The sequence below is a fragment of the Ruminiclostridium cellobioparum subsp. termitidis CT1112 genome (assembly GCF_000350485.1).
Lineage (GTDB): Bacteria > Bacillota > Clostridia > Acetivibrionales > DSM-1351 > Ruminiclostridium > Ruminiclostridium termitidis.
Map to the genome: position 1 here is coordinate 41,340 of NZ_AORV01000038.1, position 16,335 is coordinate 57,674.

The 16,335-nt window shown below is 41.4% G+C and carries 17 protein-coding genes, 1 tRNA gene and 1 riboswitch; of the genes, 10 read left to right on the top strand and 8 right to left on the bottom strand.

Annotation, left to right across the window (positions count from 1 at the left end; all coding sequences use genetic code 11):
- Window positions 1-4: 4 nt before the first annotated feature.
- From CTER_RS27035 to CTER_RS14415, 4 genes are all read left to right on the top strand, one after another.
- Window positions 5-619, top strand: coding sequence for a Fe-only nitrogenase accessory AnfO family protein (locus tag CTER_RS27035; RefSeq protein WP_004626429.1), 615 nt, complete (start codon window positions 5-7; stop codon window positions 617-619).
- Window positions 600-1,634 carry a hypothetical protein gene (locus tag CTER_RS14405; protein WP_131469440.1) on the top strand — a complete coding sequence of 345 codons (1,035 nt, stop codon included), beginning with the start codon at window positions 600-602 and terminating at the stop codon, window positions 1,632-1,634. The genes CTER_RS27035 and CTER_RS14405 overlap by 20 nt, the downstream gene beginning before the upstream one ends.
- Before the next feature lie 168 nt (window positions 1,635-1,802).
- Window positions 1,803-2,087: a type II toxin-antitoxin system Phd/YefM family antitoxin gene (locus tag CTER_RS14410; protein ID WP_004626468.1), complete on the top strand. Its 285-nt coding sequence runs from the start codon at window positions 1,803-1,805 to the stop codon at window positions 2,085-2,087.
- On the top strand, window positions 2,077-2,385 hold the full coding sequence (locus CTER_RS14415) for a type II toxin-antitoxin system RelE/ParE family toxin (protein WP_004626526.1): 309 nt from the start codon (window positions 2,077-2,079) through the stop codon (window positions 2,383-2,385). The genes CTER_RS14410 and CTER_RS14415 overlap by 11 nt, the downstream gene beginning before the upstream one ends.
- Before the next feature lie 76 nt (window positions 2,386-2,461).
- On the opposite strand, the gene CTER_RS14420 is transcribed toward CTER_RS14415, so the two are convergent.
- A complete protein-coding gene (locus CTER_RS14420) occupies window positions 2,462-2,782 on the bottom strand; it encodes a helix-turn-helix domain-containing protein (RefSeq protein ID WP_004626495.1) in 321 nt (106 codons plus the stop codon).
- 120 nt (window positions 2,783-2,902) lie between these two features.
- Here CTER_RS14420 and CTER_RS14425 point away from each other — a divergent pair, with 120 nt between their 5' ends.
- Window positions 2,903-3,199, top strand: coding sequence for a hypothetical protein (locus CTER_RS14425; protein ID WP_004626507.1), 297 nt, complete (start codon window positions 2,903-2,905; stop codon window positions 3,197-3,199).
- Between the two features lie 317 nt (window positions 3,200-3,516).
- Here CTER_RS14425 and CTER_RS14430 read toward each other — a convergent pair whose 3' ends face one another.
- Together CTER_RS14430 and CTER_RS14435 are read right to left on the bottom strand one after the other, a co-directional pair.
- On the bottom strand, window positions 3,517-4,389 hold the full coding sequence (locus tag CTER_RS14430; RefSeq protein WP_242834992.1) for a hypothetical protein: 873 nt from the start codon (window positions 4,387-4,389) through the stop codon (window positions 3,517-3,519).
- A 247-nt stretch (window positions 4,390-4,636) separates the two neighbouring features.
- Window positions 4,637-4,867, bottom strand: a complete 231-nt coding sequence (locus CTER_RS14435) for a hypothetical protein (RefSeq protein WP_040761261.1) — start codon at window positions 4,865-4,867, stop codon at window positions 4,637-4,639.
- Window positions 4,868-4,965: 98 nt separating this feature from the next.
- On the opposite strand from CTER_RS14435, the gene CTER_RS14440 reads away from it, so the two are divergent.
- Window positions 4,966-5,670, top strand: coding sequence for a 1-acyl-sn-glycerol-3-phosphate acyltransferase (locus CTER_RS14440; protein ID WP_004626433.1), 705 nt, complete (start codon window positions 4,966-4,968; stop codon window positions 5,668-5,670).
- Window positions 5,671-5,871: 201 nt separating this feature from the next.
- Here the strand turns inward: CTER_RS14440 and CTER_RS14445 are convergent, their stop codons facing one another.
- From CTER_RS14445 to CTER_RS14455, 3 genes are all read right to left on the bottom strand, one after another.
- The gene (locus CTER_RS14445; RefSeq protein ID WP_004626472.1) at window positions 5,872-6,264 is read right to left on the bottom strand and encodes a hypothetical protein; all 393 of its coding nucleotides are present in this window, start codon (window positions 6,262-6,264) and stop codon (window positions 5,872-5,874) included.
- A gap of 102 nt (window positions 6,265-6,366) precedes the next feature.
- Window positions 6,367-7,164, bottom strand: coding sequence for an aminoglycoside 6-adenylyltransferase (locus CTER_RS14450; protein ID WP_004626543.1), 798 nt, complete (start codon window positions 7,162-7,164; stop codon window positions 6,367-6,369).
- A 210-nt stretch (window positions 7,165-7,374) separates the two neighbouring features.
- Window positions 7,375-7,450 (bottom strand) — tRNA-Pro (locus tag CTER_RS14455).
- Window positions 7,451-7,759: 309 nt separating this feature from the next.
- Between CTER_RS14455 and CTER_RS14460 the strand changes: the two genes are divergently transcribed.
- Window positions 7,760-8,479, top strand: a complete 720-nt coding sequence (locus CTER_RS14460) for a tRNA 2-thiocytidine biosynthesis TtcA family protein (RefSeq protein ID WP_040761264.1) — start codon at window positions 7,760-7,762, stop codon at window positions 8,477-8,479.
- Window positions 8,480-8,644: 165 nt separating this feature from the next.
- Entirely contained in the window at window positions 8,645-11,494 is a 2,850-nt protein-coding gene (locus CTER_RS14465; protein ID WP_004626486.1) for a phosphodiester glycosidase family protein, read from the top strand.
- 120 nt (window positions 11,495-11,614) lie between these two features.
- On the opposite strand, the gene galU is transcribed toward CTER_RS14465, so the two are convergent.
- Entirely contained in the window at window positions 11,615-12,487 is an 873-nt protein-coding gene (galU, locus tag CTER_RS14470) for a UTP--glucose-1-phosphate uridylyltransferase GalU (protein ID WP_004626484.1), read from the bottom strand.
- A 193-nt stretch (window positions 12,488-12,680) separates the two neighbouring features.
- A riboswitch (FMN riboswitch) is annotated at window positions 12,681-12,810 on the top strand.
- 153 nt (window positions 12,811-12,963) lie between these two features.
- On the opposite strand from galU, the gene CTER_RS14475 reads away from it, so the two are divergent.
- Window positions 12,964-13,515 (top strand): ECF transporter S component, encoded by a 552-nt coding sequence (locus CTER_RS14475; protein WP_004626456.1) that lies wholly within the window; start codon window positions 12,964-12,966, stop codon window positions 13,513-13,515.
- A gap of 229 nt (window positions 13,516-13,744) precedes the next feature.
- Window positions 13,745-14,047, top strand: coding sequence for a hypothetical protein (locus CTER_RS14480; protein ID WP_004626485.1), 303 nt, complete (start codon window positions 13,745-13,747; stop codon window positions 14,045-14,047).
- Window positions 14,048-14,315: 268 nt separating this feature from the next.
- On the opposite strand, the gene CTER_RS14485 is transcribed toward CTER_RS14480, so the two are convergent.
- Window positions 14,316-16,223, bottom strand: a complete 1,908-nt coding sequence (locus tag CTER_RS14485; RefSeq protein WP_004626518.1) for a glycoside hydrolase family 3 protein — start codon at window positions 16,221-16,223, stop codon at window positions 14,316-14,318.
- Between the last annotated feature and the right edge of the window lie 112 nt (window positions 16,224-16,335).

Here is a 16,335-nt window from a genome sequence, read left to right on the forward strand (position 1 = left end):
GATTATGAGCAAAATAGCGGTATTCACAAACAGATATTCGGCGCTGTGCGACTTTTTTGAAGCCGACAGATTTTTGATATTTGAAAGAGGTGCGGACGATTGGCAGCTTTTAAACGAAATACCTTTTGCCCCTATTCCCCCGCTCTCTGCCGTTTTGACGCGCAAAAACTCCGAGGCTCTGCTTCCGCTTTTGAACGGCTGTAAGGTGTTGGCGGGAGGCACACTGGTCGGAATCCCGTTTTTTGTGTTTGACCGCGCCGGGCTGCATATTTTTGAAATAAGCGCGATAACGGATGAAGTTTTTGACGAAATTTTTCAGGAAATGCAGGCTTCTGACACCGCGATAAATGCACGGGAAGCGATTATATCAAACGCACGTCCCAAAGAAACCGGTACGCCGGGAATTTATTTTCTGGACCTGATCGCTTTGCAGAGCGAATGTCCGGAGGTTTCATCCAAAAAGGCAATGGCAGACTTTCTGGAGAACACGCCCTTTTTGGAACTCAATCTGATTTGCAGGCATATTCCGCCGTGGATCGAGGACAGCGGAATATACCGGATTGATGTAGTGCAGTCCGGAAACGGCATAGTGAAAGCAATTGTCAGCCGGAAATGCTGACTGGGAGGAATGTTATATGGAAAACTTCAACATACTGGAAAACAACGCCATTCAATTGCCCAATGGCGTATTTGCGGGAGTGGAAAGCTATTCCTGCTATGCGGGCGGCGAGTTGGAAGGGATACGGCTGTGTGAAAAAAATATTTTGCTTACGCATGCAGGCGAATTGATTCCGGCGTACGCTGAAACACATCGGCGTAAGAGCAAGTATTCGGTGGAATTTTATAAAAACGGAATGATAAAGGCCGTCGCGCTCAATGATCAGCAGGAAATTCAAACGCCAATCGGCGAGTTTCCCGCTGAATTGGTAACATTTTATGAAACCGGCGAATTAAAGCGTTTCTTTCCATTGGACGGAAAATTCAGCGGTATGTGGACCGAGGAAGAAGAGAAGTCGTTGGCGATTCCGTTTTCATTTGAACTGCCTTTTGCTTCGTTTAAAGCCATAATCAGCGGCACCGGCTTTTATCAGGACGGCAGCATCCGCAGTATAACGCTGTTTCCCGGAGAAAGAATTCACATAACAACGGCATATGGCGCTATTCCGGTCAGAAATGGTTTTTCGCTTTATGAAACAGGTGAGCTTAAATCACTGGAACCGGCAGAACCGGCGATGATCCAAACCCCGGTTGGCATGCTTGCCGCTTTTGACCCAAACGCTGTCGGAATCAACGCAGATCAAAATTCTCTTGTATTTGACATCTCCGGCAGGGTCACTGCGCTGACGATTGTATACAATCGCCTTGCGGTACAGACCGGAGATGGGCGGATGGTTACGTTCAGTCCGCACGAGACCGTCAATCCGCTGGACGGAGAGACTTTCATTACAGAAGGATTGAGACTGGCGTTTGATTATGACGCCGGCACCGTCACAATCATAGACGGCAGGAGCGAAACCTTCTTTCGGGTTTCCGACTGCGCTTTTACCGTTTTGGCATATTCCGGCACTGTGCGCACCTGCAATCCCACGGACTGCGCGGCCTGTTCGAACATATGCGGTAATCCGACCAAATGAGAGGACTTGGCGTCTGCCTCACTTGGTTCGCAACCCTCGACGGAAAATCCGTCGAGGGTTAAATGATGCGAGTATTCTTACATAATTTTTTTAAAAAACTCATGTTTTCCTTTTTTGTATATTGTATCACAATTGTGATACAATATTAATGAAAGAAGGTGTGAATATATGAGAAAAACTCACGTTAGGGCTACAAGAGAACTGCGTAATAATTTTCCTGAGATTGCGCGGTTATTAGAGCAGCACGACCAGGTTATTATAACAAAAAACGGAAACGGTGCCGCTGTATTAATTAATTTTGATGAGTACGCAGCTTACGAGGATTATCTGCACAAAAAGTATGTTCTTAGTGAACTCAGGAAGGCACAGACAGAAGCCCACGCATCCGATACCCAGTGGCTTGATGATGAAGATTTTTGGGCGGGAATTGAGGATGCATCCGATGGATTATAGAATCAGGTATCTTCCTGTCTCGCGTCAGAATTTAGACGATATTCTAAAATATTTTTCCGGTTTCTATCCGGGTACATTATTGAGATTTGTTATGGATCAGCGGCAATGTATAGATAACCTGCGTACACAGCCGCTGATGTATTCTGTATATGCAGATTTTCCTGTTTACAGACATATTCCGGTGGGTGACTATATCGTTTTTTATGTAGTAAATGAATCGAATAGGACGGTGGAAATTCATCGAATACTCAATGGGAAACAAAATGTTCAAAGCATATTAGATAAGGACATAGTATAATTCGGTTGTCAATTTAAACTCATGGTTCAAACTGTATACAAAAAGAAGGCCGCCTAATTCTGCGTACCTTTTTTCTTTATCCCCTGCTTTGCAAACCGTCAATGTATGCGTTTATCTTTTCTCTGTCAGTATCGCTTAATTGTCGGTATGTGTGTATATGCTCAAGCTCACCAGGTGATAAGTCACTTTGTTTAATTTGCTGTTTTAAATCAGACAAGCCCGCAAGATAGTCAAGTGAAACATTAAAGAAATCTGCAATAGCAATCAGAGTTTCTAAATCCGGTACTCTTTCACCTACTTCATATGCGCTGATAGTAGATTGAGAAACATTAAGTTTCAGGGCTAATCCTTCTTGAATTAGCCGCCGCTGTTCCCTTAGTTCTTTTAATCGCAACACATTACCACGCTCTCAAATAAAATTTACCTCAAATCGTTGTAATTGTTACCCGTAAACTATATAATTTATGCCTGCAATACGGATATTTATTATATGCGACGAACGGAGGGTAAACTTTTTATGAAAGACATTCCATATAGTATATTAAAGCAGGACGAACGCGCGTATGAGATTATGCTGCTCCGTGACCAGTATGGCAACACATTTACCGATATTGCAAGAGAATGTGAAATATCGGTTTCAAGGGTAGTGCAGATATATAATAAAATAAAGATTAAACAAATACGCTTATACATTAATCATATTGCGGTAGTCTTTGGATATAAGGGCACTTCACAAGTAAGAAAAGTTTATGATGATGCTTACGAATGCTATCAGGAGTGGTCATATGCGTGCGTATCTGGAGAAGAAGTATAAAGATATTTTAACCGAATACAGGGACGGGGAACCGGGTATGCCGACACAATTTGTCAAGAGTATGCCCCCATTCAAGACGAATTTGAGTAAAAAAACCGTTGCCCGTGTTGTGGAAATTCGGGAGGTTGAAAAAGCGTCCTTTTTGGCTATAGCGAAAGAATTGCGTATGACACAAGCGAAGGCAAAACATACATATGAAATGTTTTATCATACCTTCTCTTTGGTTGTAAGCTATGTCTTCCTTTATGCGGATAAAGCTTATGCCCACAGGCATATTTTTAGCCAGAGGTCCTGTCCCCGGCACATGAAGTTTTTTACTACAGTTCCCCTCCATCGGGTTCAGCGGCAAGTGATCCGGCTGGCAACAATCCTCGGAGAAGCGCATGCATCTCGTCAAACTTCTTTGCACGGATATGTATACGTTTCCCAAGGCGAGATGCGAGATTGAAAGCAAAATCCATGCAGGCGTCCTTATCATACAGTTGAACAGTGCTCAAATGCATTACTTCAACGCCCTGCCTGTTGAGGATTGCAGATCGGATCACATCTTTACCTTGCGACCATGGGCTGTTGTGAAAAGCGAAGCTTTCATATTCGACTGCCAGCTTTGCCTGCTTATAATACAAATCCGTAAAGCAGCGTTTCTGTCCAAGACGTTTGCAGGCTTCACCTTTGAGCTTGATCTCATGGTTGAAAACGGCGCCGTCAAATCCGTAACCGCCTAAGGCATGCGGCAGAGTCAGAATCATATAGGTTAACGATTCCATAATGGATGCGGAACCGTCTTCTATGTATTTTACCGCTCGCAAAGCTTTAAAGTGTCCACGGTGACCCGAAGTTTTAGCGAGAAAAGTCTTGAGGTTATGCTTTGTCGTGATTGCCCCGGAAGGGTTGCCCGGCGGATGTGAACAAAGCTGCAAGCCAAACAATATAAGCCGGTGGATGTTCAATTTATATGCGAGCTGGAGAAACAGCAATTCCGGTGACGCAACCATTTTGCCGTTTCTTGACACTACTGCACCGGCAGGCAGAGCAAGTTCGCACAAGTGGACTGTCCGGCCTTTTCTATGATATCTCGCGCTTCGTTTGGAAACTGTAAAATCGACTGAGTCTGTTTCAGCGTTTTCAGGACCGAGCACAGCTTCAATATATGGTATATTCCAGATGGCCGCAGCCGAAAAATAACTCAAATACTCTTTCATAAAAAGATTATACTGCGTTGTGTACAAAATTTCAATTAATGTACAAATATTTTATGGTAAAAAATAATTTCAAGCGAAAACTGTGCATATTTTTAATTAATGCTCAGATATTTAGAATATATTTATTATTTTTTTAGCATTACTTCGAATTTTGTACACTTTACTTCCAACCAAATATCGGCAGTATGAAATTTAAGAGATGCTGCCTGCAAAACGGGCTCTACAGCTTTTTTCTTTACTGCCATACCACTTTTATCAAAGCTGCCACTGTCTGCTCACTTTTGAGGCCGACAGACAGATGTTCACGATACTTTTCTATACTGCCGTATTGCTTTATTTGTTCCTCAAGTGCTTCCAGAGTACGGTCTAATATATTCTGCACATCATCATCACTAAATACTTCAAACGCATTCATCACATCGTTTATCAACTCGATAAGTCCGTTTAAATATGATATAATATGCAAAAGAAGCACTTCCTAAAGGGGGACTACAAATAGCAAAGATTAATACAGAAACTTTTAAAATATTTGAAAATTTAGTTGCCAGAACTGATAATACTTATGTGTTTAATGATGAAACCGCTGTTAAAGGCATCGGAGTGCTGTTAGAGGTCATTAAACATATGGGATTGGACCCAATGAAAACAGAGGACCTCAAAAAGGGGATGCTGTCTTTATTTAATATAGAAATTTTGAACATGCCTGACTTAGACAATAATCGTTTTATCTTTACTCCCAATCATGTTAGTGACCTTGATGCGCTGATATTGGGATTATTATATCCCAATATTAGAATTGTCTCCAAAAATGATTGGACGAACAATGAAAAATTAAGAAAATTTCTGGATATCCATTATGATTTGTATGGACTGGACCGTACGTCTTTACCCAGTTTACGCAGTTTATTGAAAGATTCTATTAATTATTTTAATGATAGCGATGAAAACAAACATTATTTAGTATTTAGCCAAGGAACAATCTCTGACTTTAATAATAACAGTTTGGAGAGAATTTCCTCTATCGCTCAAATAATATCAAATAAAACCGGTGTCCCTATTGTTAATATGTTTATTGAGCAAGTATCACTTGATCATCCAACTCGGATTGTTTTCGATAATCCTATGAAATTATCCCCCAAAGATGATTTCCGCAAAATTTGGTTGGAAAGAGAAACAGCTATGCAAAAAAAATTAATTCCTCCGGCCAGATTACCTAAATTATCACATAAGCATGCAAATAATAATAAACCAGAAGACCCTTTCTTTTAGGATTGAATTAGTCAAGAAAAGCAGGCAAATTCCTGTTTATCTGAATGTGGCAATAAACTAAATCCACAATAGCACACTTTTCCTCATAAAAAAGACATGCCTTCTCCTTGGAGGGAGATATTTCTTTTGGCATTAGTGGTGATTTTGTATATTTGTGTTTAGGCTTATTGCAGTAAGTCCCTGATGCGAAGACGAATTGCTTCAAGCGGTAGTCCAGTATTGAAAATCAATATATTCCTCGTCTGTTTCAATGATATAACTTGAAGAGTTCCATGAATCGATTCGTCCATATTTTACAATTGATCGGATTGGTGATCCAAGTGCAGTAAAGGCTATTTGATTGACTATCGGCAACCAATCTCTACGAAAGTCAAATTCAGTAACCAGCTTATAACTGACAGTATCAGTATCTTTTGTCAGTCCTAAATATTCAGGTATCCAAATTGTTCTTAATATGTGTTCTCTTTCCTGCCTGTCCACAATGTCGCATGGAGTATTGTTCTCAGCCCACATGTCATAATTACAAATATCGTGAATCAACAGCAATGGAAACGCCTCACCGACAGAGGAAAACAGTTCAAATAATTCTTCCATAGCTTTTGCCCCTCAAAGCAATCAGTATTATACCGTTTAAACTCATTATACGCTAATACCCATTGCCCCAACAAATTTGATTTTGCAGAGCTCCCGTTATGCTTATAACATACCGCTTCTTACCTTGCTTATATAATCCATAATACTGTCTTCTTCGTATTTCCTGTAATCAAAATTAAAATATTTACTTACCGATAATGCCACTGTGCTAAATAGTTCACAAGCTGTAAAAACAGAGGTCCAGAAATTATTATAATCGCTGTCAGAATATGTTTTGGCATATAACCCATAAAGTTCAGAGGGTAAGTATTTTTTGTAATACTTACCCATTTTGCCCGTCGAAACAGAAAAGTCAGTTAATGTGCCAATATACCAGTCAATCATTCTGTTCACCAATTTTCTGACAATTAGATTATACATTTCCATTGCATATGGCAATTCATCGCGCGCTATTCCTTTTGCGACATTATTAAGGCACCACCAAAAATCATTGCAATATGCGGTATATTCACCTTGATTAGGCTTCCTTACGTGATAATCCTCATCCGTTGGAAGTGGTATTTCCGGAAGGAAATTATCTTTATCAAGCAATAATTTAGTCAATTTATCTTCGATAAAATGCTTCTCAGCTTCTGTTTTAATTTCAATCCTTAAATCAATTCGGGTTCCGTCCTCAAATAACATAAGCCACGTATAATTACGCGATGAATCATATTGCCCTTCATATAATCCTGTTTTTATATCATTCCAGTCCGTTTCTTGGACGATAGCGATATCCCCGAAATTTTCAATCCAGTTTTTATTCGCTAAAAAAGATTCCGTTTCGGTTACAACAAAAACGATATCATAATCTTGATATTTATCTTTCCCTATATTAGGGTTAGTGCGTGAACCGTTCATATAAACAGCCACCGCCTATTATAAATTTTCAGACATAGAAGAAGGTACGAAATACTGGACAGTCCAATAAAACTGTTCAATACTTCGTACCCTGTTCATCTGGTCGGAGTGAGAGGACTTGACGTCTGCTTTTCTTCACGCCTCGTGCCTTCCCAGGTTCAAGTCCTTTTCAGCATAGCAAAAAAGAGTATCTTTAGATACTCTTTTACTTGGTCGGAGTGAGAGGACTTGAACCTCCAGCATCTTGGTCCCAAACCAAGCGCGCTGCCAATTGCGCTACACCCCGTTATATTCTGCTTTTACTTTCGCAAGTGCAAAAGTATTGTACTATAGCCATGATATATAAGCAATATGTGAAATATACACATATTTGAATTTATCACCACGTTTCTTTAGCATACTTATTTTTTCGTCTATTTATTATGTCCGATATAAATAGAGAAAACCAAGCTCTTATACCCCTTATTTGAAGTGTATTTAAGCACATTTTTCATATGTAATACAATTGAAATCTAATAAGACTTGAACCGTCATACGACTTTTTCTATAATAAGGAATAATTAGACAATTAAATATTGTAAATGATTCTAAAGGAGTGGTGCTTATACAAAGAATTCTTGGGCAGGTCAGAAGAGCTATCCAGGATTATGACATGATTGGTGACGGCGACAAAATTGCTATTGGTGTAAGCGGCGGAAAAGACAGTATGACACTGCTTACTACCCTGAAACAGCTGCAGCGGTTCTATCCTAAAAAATTTGAAATCGAAGCCATAAGCCTTACCATGGGAATAGGAAATGCCGATTTCACACCGGTTGCCGAGTATTGCCGCCAAATAGGCGTTAACTATACTATTGAAGAAACCCAAATAGGAAAGATTATTTTTGAATACAGGCAGGAGAAGAATCCCTGCTCAATGTGTGCAAATCTCAGGAGAGGAGCTCTGCACAATGTCTCAAAAAAATTGGGCTGTAACAAGGTCGCACTCGGACACCACAGGGATGACGCAATAGAAACCCTTTTACTCAGTACTTTTTTTGAAGGCAACCTACATACATTTTCTCCGGTTACATATCTGGACAGAAAAGAGCTGTATCTTATCCGGCCACTTATTTATACAGAAGAAAAACAAATAAAGACCGTTGCCAAATCAGGACAATTCCCAATAGTTAAAAGTCCCTGTCATATCGATGGAAAAACCAAGCGTCAGTACGTTAAAGACCTGATTTATCAGCTTCAAAAAGAAAACAGAGATATCAAAAGCAATCTATTTGGAGCAATAAAGCGTGCCGAAATCGACGGCTGGCATGAGTAGCTCTTCAAGTTTATTAATATTCATATATTTATAAGGGAGAAACAAGCTAGTGGTTTGTAAAAATCTAAAAACTTATATTGTCCGGGGAAATTTAACCGCCGGCAATATATGGATTTAAGCGCTGCAGGCCGCTAAGGTAAAAGTAATAAAGAAATGGAGATCACAATGCTTAAATACATAAGAAGAAGCCTGGCATTGATATTGATGTCGGCATTATTAATCGTTTCACTCAGTACCGGTGTTATAGCCGCACCTCTGGTAATCAACCAGACAGTGGAAAAACAGAATATAACCTCCGGAGTTGTTCTGGAACAGTACAACCGTTTTACCACCAGCGGCTGGATACGCACAGACGTGCTCAGAGTTGATCTGTCAAATGAAAACGTCAAGGTGGACAGCCTGATAAATCCAGCCGGAATTAAAAAAACCTCCACAGTCAATAATCTTGCAAAAAGCAACGGAGCATTGGCAGCTGTAAATGCATGCTTTTTTGACACCTCTACCGGCACTCCTTTTGGACCGGTTGCCGGAAACGGAGAGTTTGCAATGGCAAATGCCGGAGATAATTCCGATTATATAGCTACATTTGCCATCGATAAGCTGAACAGGACATTTTACCAATACTGGAAAACAGAAATCGAGCTTATAACACCCAACGAATCACGTAAAAATGTGGCTGCTTATAACAATTACAACGGATATTACAATTATAATATGTACATAGTTGATTCCAAGTGGGGCAGTACTACCCCCGGAGTTTCAAAAAAATATCCCGTATGGACCGAAATGGTTGTTGAGGATGGTGTTGTAAAGGAATTCAGTGAAAACAAACCCGGAATTCCCATTCCCAAAAACGGATATGTTGTAATGGCTACCATGGGAAATGAGAAATTCCTTACAGATAATTTCAAAGTAGGCGATCCGGTCTCTTATGAGATAAAGCTCAATGTGGACAACAGTCAGATGCAGATGGCCCTTACCGGCGGTTCCATGCTGGTTCAGGGCGGCAAGGTCGCACCTTACTTTACCCACTCTGCTGCCGGAGAATCCAGGCAGCCAAGAACCGCCGTAGGAACCACAGAGGACGGTAAGACTCTCCTGATCGTAACAGTGGACGGCAGGCAAAAGAATGACAGCATCGGCATGACCCAGGCCGAACTGGCCGAATATATGAAAGAATTGGGCTGCGCCAACGCAATAAATTTTGACGGCGGCAGTTCAACTACCATGGTGGCCAGGCAGGAAGGCGATACTGATATCACAACCGTAAATACCCCTTCGGAAGGTTTGAGAGGTGTATCGGCATCCCTTGGAGTATTTTCAATAGGACCGCAGGGTCCGGTTGATTCCCTGCTGGTCAGTGCCTATGAGGATTATGCTTTTGTTAACACAGCAAGGGCATTTACTGTCAAGGGTGTTGACAAATACCTTAATCCGGTTGCCATTGACAGCAAGGACATTGAGTGGTCTGTAACAGGAGTCAAGGGTACTTTCGCAGATAATGTCTTTACTCCCACAACGGCAGGTCAGGCTGTAATAACCGCCAAAATAGGAGATTCGGTAATAGGTACCTGCCCTCTGACAGTATTGAGTGCTCCTGTAAAATTGGAATTGAATTTGGACGTATTAAATACCTCTCCCGGAAAAGCTACGACCTTTGCTGTAAAGGGTTTGGATAAAAATGGCTTCAGTGCAAGCATACACCCTTCAAATGTGAAATGGGGCGTTCTTAACAAGGTTGGAACTGTCGAATCCAATGTATTTACTGCGGGTAAGTCGGGAACAGGCTATGTGTCGGCCTCTTTTGCCGGAGTTTCGGTTTTCTGTCCGGTATCCATCAGCCAGCCCGGCATTAAAAAGGTTATAGAAGATTTTAACAGCAGTACCGCTTTAAGCGTTGATCTGTCGGCCAAGACCGTAACAGCAAAGTATGATCCTGCGACAAACGCATACAAGTCGGGTCCCTATTCTGGAAAATTGACCTATGACTTCACAAAGGGTCTTCAGGAGAACCGTGCTGCATACATCAACCTTCCGGGCGGTGGAAAAACTCTGGACAGTACCGCAACCAAGCTGGGAATGTGGGTCTACAGCTCAAATAACAAGCCTTTGTGGATCGGTGCTATTATAAATGATAAAAAAGGTACTCCCCACTATAAGTACTTTACAAAGGACGTAAACTGGACCGGATGGAAATATCTCGAAATCTCGCTTGATGATATCAGCGGTCCGGCAAAAATAACAAAGGTTTATGCAATTCAAACAACCAAGAAAAAGTCCTCAGGTACTTTGTATTTTGATGATCTTACCATGGTATACTCCGGTTATCCCGAGGTTGCGCCATCAAAATCGGCTGTGACCACAGTTCCAAAGGATGACACATATAAGGACCGCACCGTATCAGGCGCCGATTCCTTAAGTTTTTCAGTCTTTGGACAGTCGGTTGGTTATGACAAGAATAAAGACAAGACACAGACGAGTATGCTGAATTCCCTGGCTGCTAAAATAAACAAGGAAATGCAGGCCTCTGTGGTCGTTGGCAGCTATGACAATCTATGGCCTTCTCTTAAAGTTCCTTCGCTCTCTACCACGGCAAGTTACAAAGCTATGGACAAGAACGGCAGCAGGCTCATACAGCTCAATACTACAAAAGGCGGCTTACGTGCTACCGACTATAACGAGTGGTTCTGGTTCAAAAACCAGCTCAGTTCCTTTACCGGTAATAATCTGTTTATATTCCTGTCCCAGAATCCTTCCAGTTTTAATGATACCAAGGAAGGCCAGGTTCTAAATGACATGCTGGCAGATTATAAAAAGCAAAATCCCGGCAAAAATGTCTGGGTATTTTACAAGGGCTCCTCTAACTCCAGCTACATGGACAAGGGAGTAAAGTATATTACTACGGCAGGTTTCGACGCAGCCGACTTCAGTGACAAAAATAAAGCGGCCGCAAAATATGTCTCTGTTAAAGTAAAAGGCGATACCATTACATATCAATTTAAAGCATTAAATTAATGAGTTACCAGTGATATAAAAAATTACACAGTAACCCAAATCAAAATAAAGCTGCCACGAAAATATGTTAAAACGTAATTTCGCGGCAGCTTTTTAATTTCGGTAAACGGTATTCAATTTTTACGGCAATCTTTCTACTCTATCCTTCAGGAAGGCTGTGAAATCCTCACTCAGCTCCTCCCTCTTCAGTGCAAATTCCACTGTGGCCTTAAGAAAGCCTATTCTGTCTCCAACATCAAATCTGTCTCCTTCAAAATCGAAAGCATACATGGCCTCGCTTTCCATGAGCTGCTGAAGCGCATCGGTGAGCCATATCTCTCCGCCCTTGCCGGGAGTGGCCTTTTCGAGGAATTCAAATATCCTGGGAGAAATAATATATCTTCCCAGCATTGCAATATTTGACGGCGACTGATCAACCTCGGGCTTTTCAACCAGTCCCTTGACCTTGTAGACTCTTTCATCAATCTGGCTCCCTGCTATTATTCCATATTTGGACACATCGGGAAGGGGTACTTTCTGGACTCCGAGAATTGTTGTCCTATACTCGTTGTAAACATTCATCAGCTGCTTTATACATGGCGTTTTGGAATCAACTATATCATCGCCCAGCAGGACTGCAAAGGGCTCATCTCCTATAAAGGACTTGGCGCAGTAAATAGCATGTCCCAGGCCTTTGGCCTCCTTCTGCCTGATATAGTGAATATTCGCAATGCCCGATATCTCTTCGACGCAGCTTAAAAGCTCATGCTTGCCTTTCCTGCGGAGTTCCTCCTCCAATTCATAGGACTTGTCAAAGTGGTCCTCAATGGCTCTCTTATTTCTGCCTGAGATAATAAGTATATCCTCAATTCCCGCAGCAGCGGCTTCTTCAACTATGTATTGTATTGTAGGCTTATCCACAATAGGAATCATTTCTTTAGGTGTGGCTTTTGTAGCAGGTAAAAACCTTGTTCCAAGACCTGCCGCCGGAATAATCGCTTTTCTTACCTTCATAACTCCTCCAGATTACTTTATTTATATTTGCTTATATATTTCCAATTTTAACACATTTATATTTTATCTAACAGACATATGCAAATTATTACCCTAAAATATAAAAAATTGTGAGTATATAGTTCTTGACGCTTTTTTACTACCAGTGTTATAATTTTATCAATGATATTATAGTATGATTAAATTTAATATTGCGTATCTTCAGGGCAGGGTGAAATTCCCTACCGGCGGTAATATGCAGTTGAATGCATTAGCCCGCGAGCGAAAGCAGACATGGTGAGATCCCGTGGCCGACAGTACAGTCTGGATGGAAGAAGAATTGGCGTTTAAAATGCTTTTTGGGCTCTGTGGATTATTTTATTCACAGGGCTTTTTATATTATTTATATTATAAGTAAAAAATGAAGTTGGAGGCGTACCTGAAATCTTCCTTTCAATTCTGTAAGAACGCAAATAAACCTGGGGGGTATTTTTTGTATGAACAGCAGTAAAATTAAACAACTGACAACAATGGGAATTTTAATAGCCATTTCCATAATACTGATTATCTCACCGCTGAGATTCCCTTTCCCGGCGGCACCGTTTTTGGAGTATGATGCCGGAGATATACCGATCCTTATGGGAGGCTTCATATTTGGACCTCTGGCCGGTATACTTCTGAGTGTCGTTACCTCGATTGTCCAGGCTGTGACCGTAAGCAGCGGCAGTGGCTGGATTGGCTGCGTTATGCACATTTTCGCCGCTTCTGCCCTGGTTGGGATTTCCTCGGCGATTTACTCAAAAAACAGGAACATAAAGAGATTGATAATAGGTCTGTTCTGTGGAACTCTGGCTATGACAGCTGTGATGATTCCGCTGAATCTGATCTTTTATCCGCTTTTTGCAGGCACACCGGTTGATGCGGTCATTTCAATGATTGTCCCGATACTGTTGCCCTTTAACTTAATGAAAGCCGGAATTAACTCTGTCATTTTCCTTCTAATTTTTAAATCGGCAGGCAGCCTTCTGCTCCGAATAGTACAAAAGTAGGGAAATTTTTAAAAACCTCTTGTATTTTATTACTATTATGCATAATATTGTGATAGTTATTTAGTAAAAATAGAAATTATATATTTACATTAAATACTTTAGCACGTATTATAATATATAATATCAATTATTTTTAAGTGACTGGTCGTGCTGGCCTTATCACAAGGGGACTTTTGACCCGATTATCTAATAATATGCTATAGTTAATAATTGCGGGGTGATATTGTTTATGGAATTTTGTAACAAGTGTGGTTCATTAAAGATTAACGGCAGCTGTACAAACAAAAAATGCGATCAGCACATTAAATCCATGGTGGAATTAGCAACCGCTCAGCAGGTCGAATATATAAAAGAACTTGCCGAGCAATTGGGAGAGGATATCAGCGACGTCAACCTGGAAGCTATGAGTAAATTGGAAGCAGTGGACCTTATTGATGATTATCTTGAAAGATTGGACGACTCTGAAAAAAAACTGACCACCAATGATGACGCTCTCGATGATGATGATTTGGATGAGGAAGAAGAATTATAAAAATATCCGGTAGGACGGTTTAATAGAAGGCGGGGATGATTCCCCGCCTTCTATTTCATTGTTGATAACTTTTGGATAACTGTTAATTTCGCATGTGTGGATATGTGAAATATCCGGGCCAAAACCTTGTATAAATATCTGAACATACTGAAAACTCAAGCGTCTAGTTGTTATGTCAATGTTATTTATTTGCTCCGTCTACCCTGTGGATAATGTGTATAAGTCTGTGAATAACGTAAAATTACATGGTTGGGACAACTGTGGAAAACTAGTTCTTCACATTCAGTCCATATCCATATGGGAAAAGAGCATTGTAACCGTCCGATTGCTTATAGAGGGTTATAGGCAGCTGCTCCAGATTCCGCGGCCAGGTAACCGGCAGTCTCGCCGTAAATTCAGCATCTCCATAAAATGCCCTTGCAATCACTCCCCCCTCTGTTCCCGGAAGCCATGCCTGTACCAGGCCATCCCACCTGTCTATTTCATCGGTTATTAGTCTTGGACGTCCTGAGACCAGTATTACAACTATTGGTTTTTTGGCGGCATACGCAGCTTTGAGAGTTTTTTCATTATCGGCCAATGCAGTTCCATTGACAAGATCCATGCTGTCGTCATCCCCCTTCCCCTCTGCATAGGGGTATTCTCCAAGTACGGCAACAATAATATCGGCCTCTTCGAGTTTTGCAATATCCGTTATTATTTTATGACCTTTTTTGCCTGCAAGCTCTTTAAAACCGTCTAAAATTGTGGTGCCGCTCATCCACCGTCCATCTTCATTATCCATGCCGCCCTGCCAGGTTTTTGTCCATCCCCCGCACTGAATACCTATATTATCTGCCGCGGGCCCTATGACAGCTATGTTTTGATTATTGCCGAAGGGTATGATGTTATCCTTGTTTTTTAACAGTACCAGCGATTTCAGCACTGCTTCCTCTGCAATCTGCTTGTGAATTATATTACGGAGCGAATATTCATTTGCAGGTATTGAAGAAACGTTTTCAAACTTTCCCATTTCCATCTTCACTCTGAGAACCCTGGTTACGGCATCATTTATACGCTCGGTACGTATGTCGCCATTTCCCACCGCCTCAATCAGCGCTTCATAACATTCCCTCCACTGGGACGCCTCCATGAGTACATCAATACCTGCATCAACAGCCAGGACCACCTTGTCGTATAAACTTCCACCCTTGAGCTGGTGAATTCCTTCAAAATCACTTATCACAATCCCGTTAAAACCCATATCGTCCTTGAGCCTGTCCTGTAAAAGGTACTTGTTCCCATGGTTCTTCTCATTGTTAATGCTGCTGTAGGACACCATAATACTTTTAACTCCTGCATTGATGGCTTCCTGGTATACCGACAGGCATGTATCGTTCAGGTCCTTCTGATTTATATTCACGTTCCCCTGATCCATCAGGTACCCGCTGTCTCCCGTTCCGTAGCTTACCGCGCCGTCAGCCACATAGTGTTTTGCACAGGCTACCACGCCGTTCTTCTGCATGTTTGTAATATACGGGATGGACATTATGCTCACAAGATCGGGATTCTCACTGAAGCTCTCATAGCTTCTTCCCCACCGTATATCGTTGCTGACGGCAACACAGGGTGAGAAGTTCCAGTCAATGCCGGCTGCATTGAGCTCCAGTGCCGTGGCGCCTGCTATCTTGCCTGCCAATTCGCTGTCGCCGCCCGCCCCCAGCCCAATATTATGTGGATATATCACGGTATTCTCAAGATTATTGTTACCATGGACGGCGTCTATGGCAAACAGGAGCGGAATTCCCAACCTTGTATGGACGGCGGCAGATTTATACTCGTCGGTCAATTTGCGCCACTCCACCATGGTATTTTTCTCAGGAACCGACCCTCCCGCCGCCAGAACCGACCCTATAAAAAACTTCTGGATATCTTTTGAGGAAATAGACCTTCTCTCAACCTGAAGCATCTGGCCTACCTTTTCTTCAAGTGTCATTTCATTAAGGAATGCTGAAATATTCTCATCTACAGATTTCTTTTCATCATATAAGGATTCTAATTCATTGTATCCGTTGTCCGGCACCGAAACATTCACTCCTGGTACCACACTGGCTCTTTCACCGGAATCGCTGCAGCTTCCTGTGAATATTGAGATAAGTAACAGCATAACCAATACAACAGCTTTCTTATTACCCATGATCCAGCCTCCTTACCTGTACACTTCTATATACTATAGTATAGAATTTTGAAAAAATTAGCAATATTAGGAATAAAAGATATAGAACAATGGTGCTTAACAACTAATACTC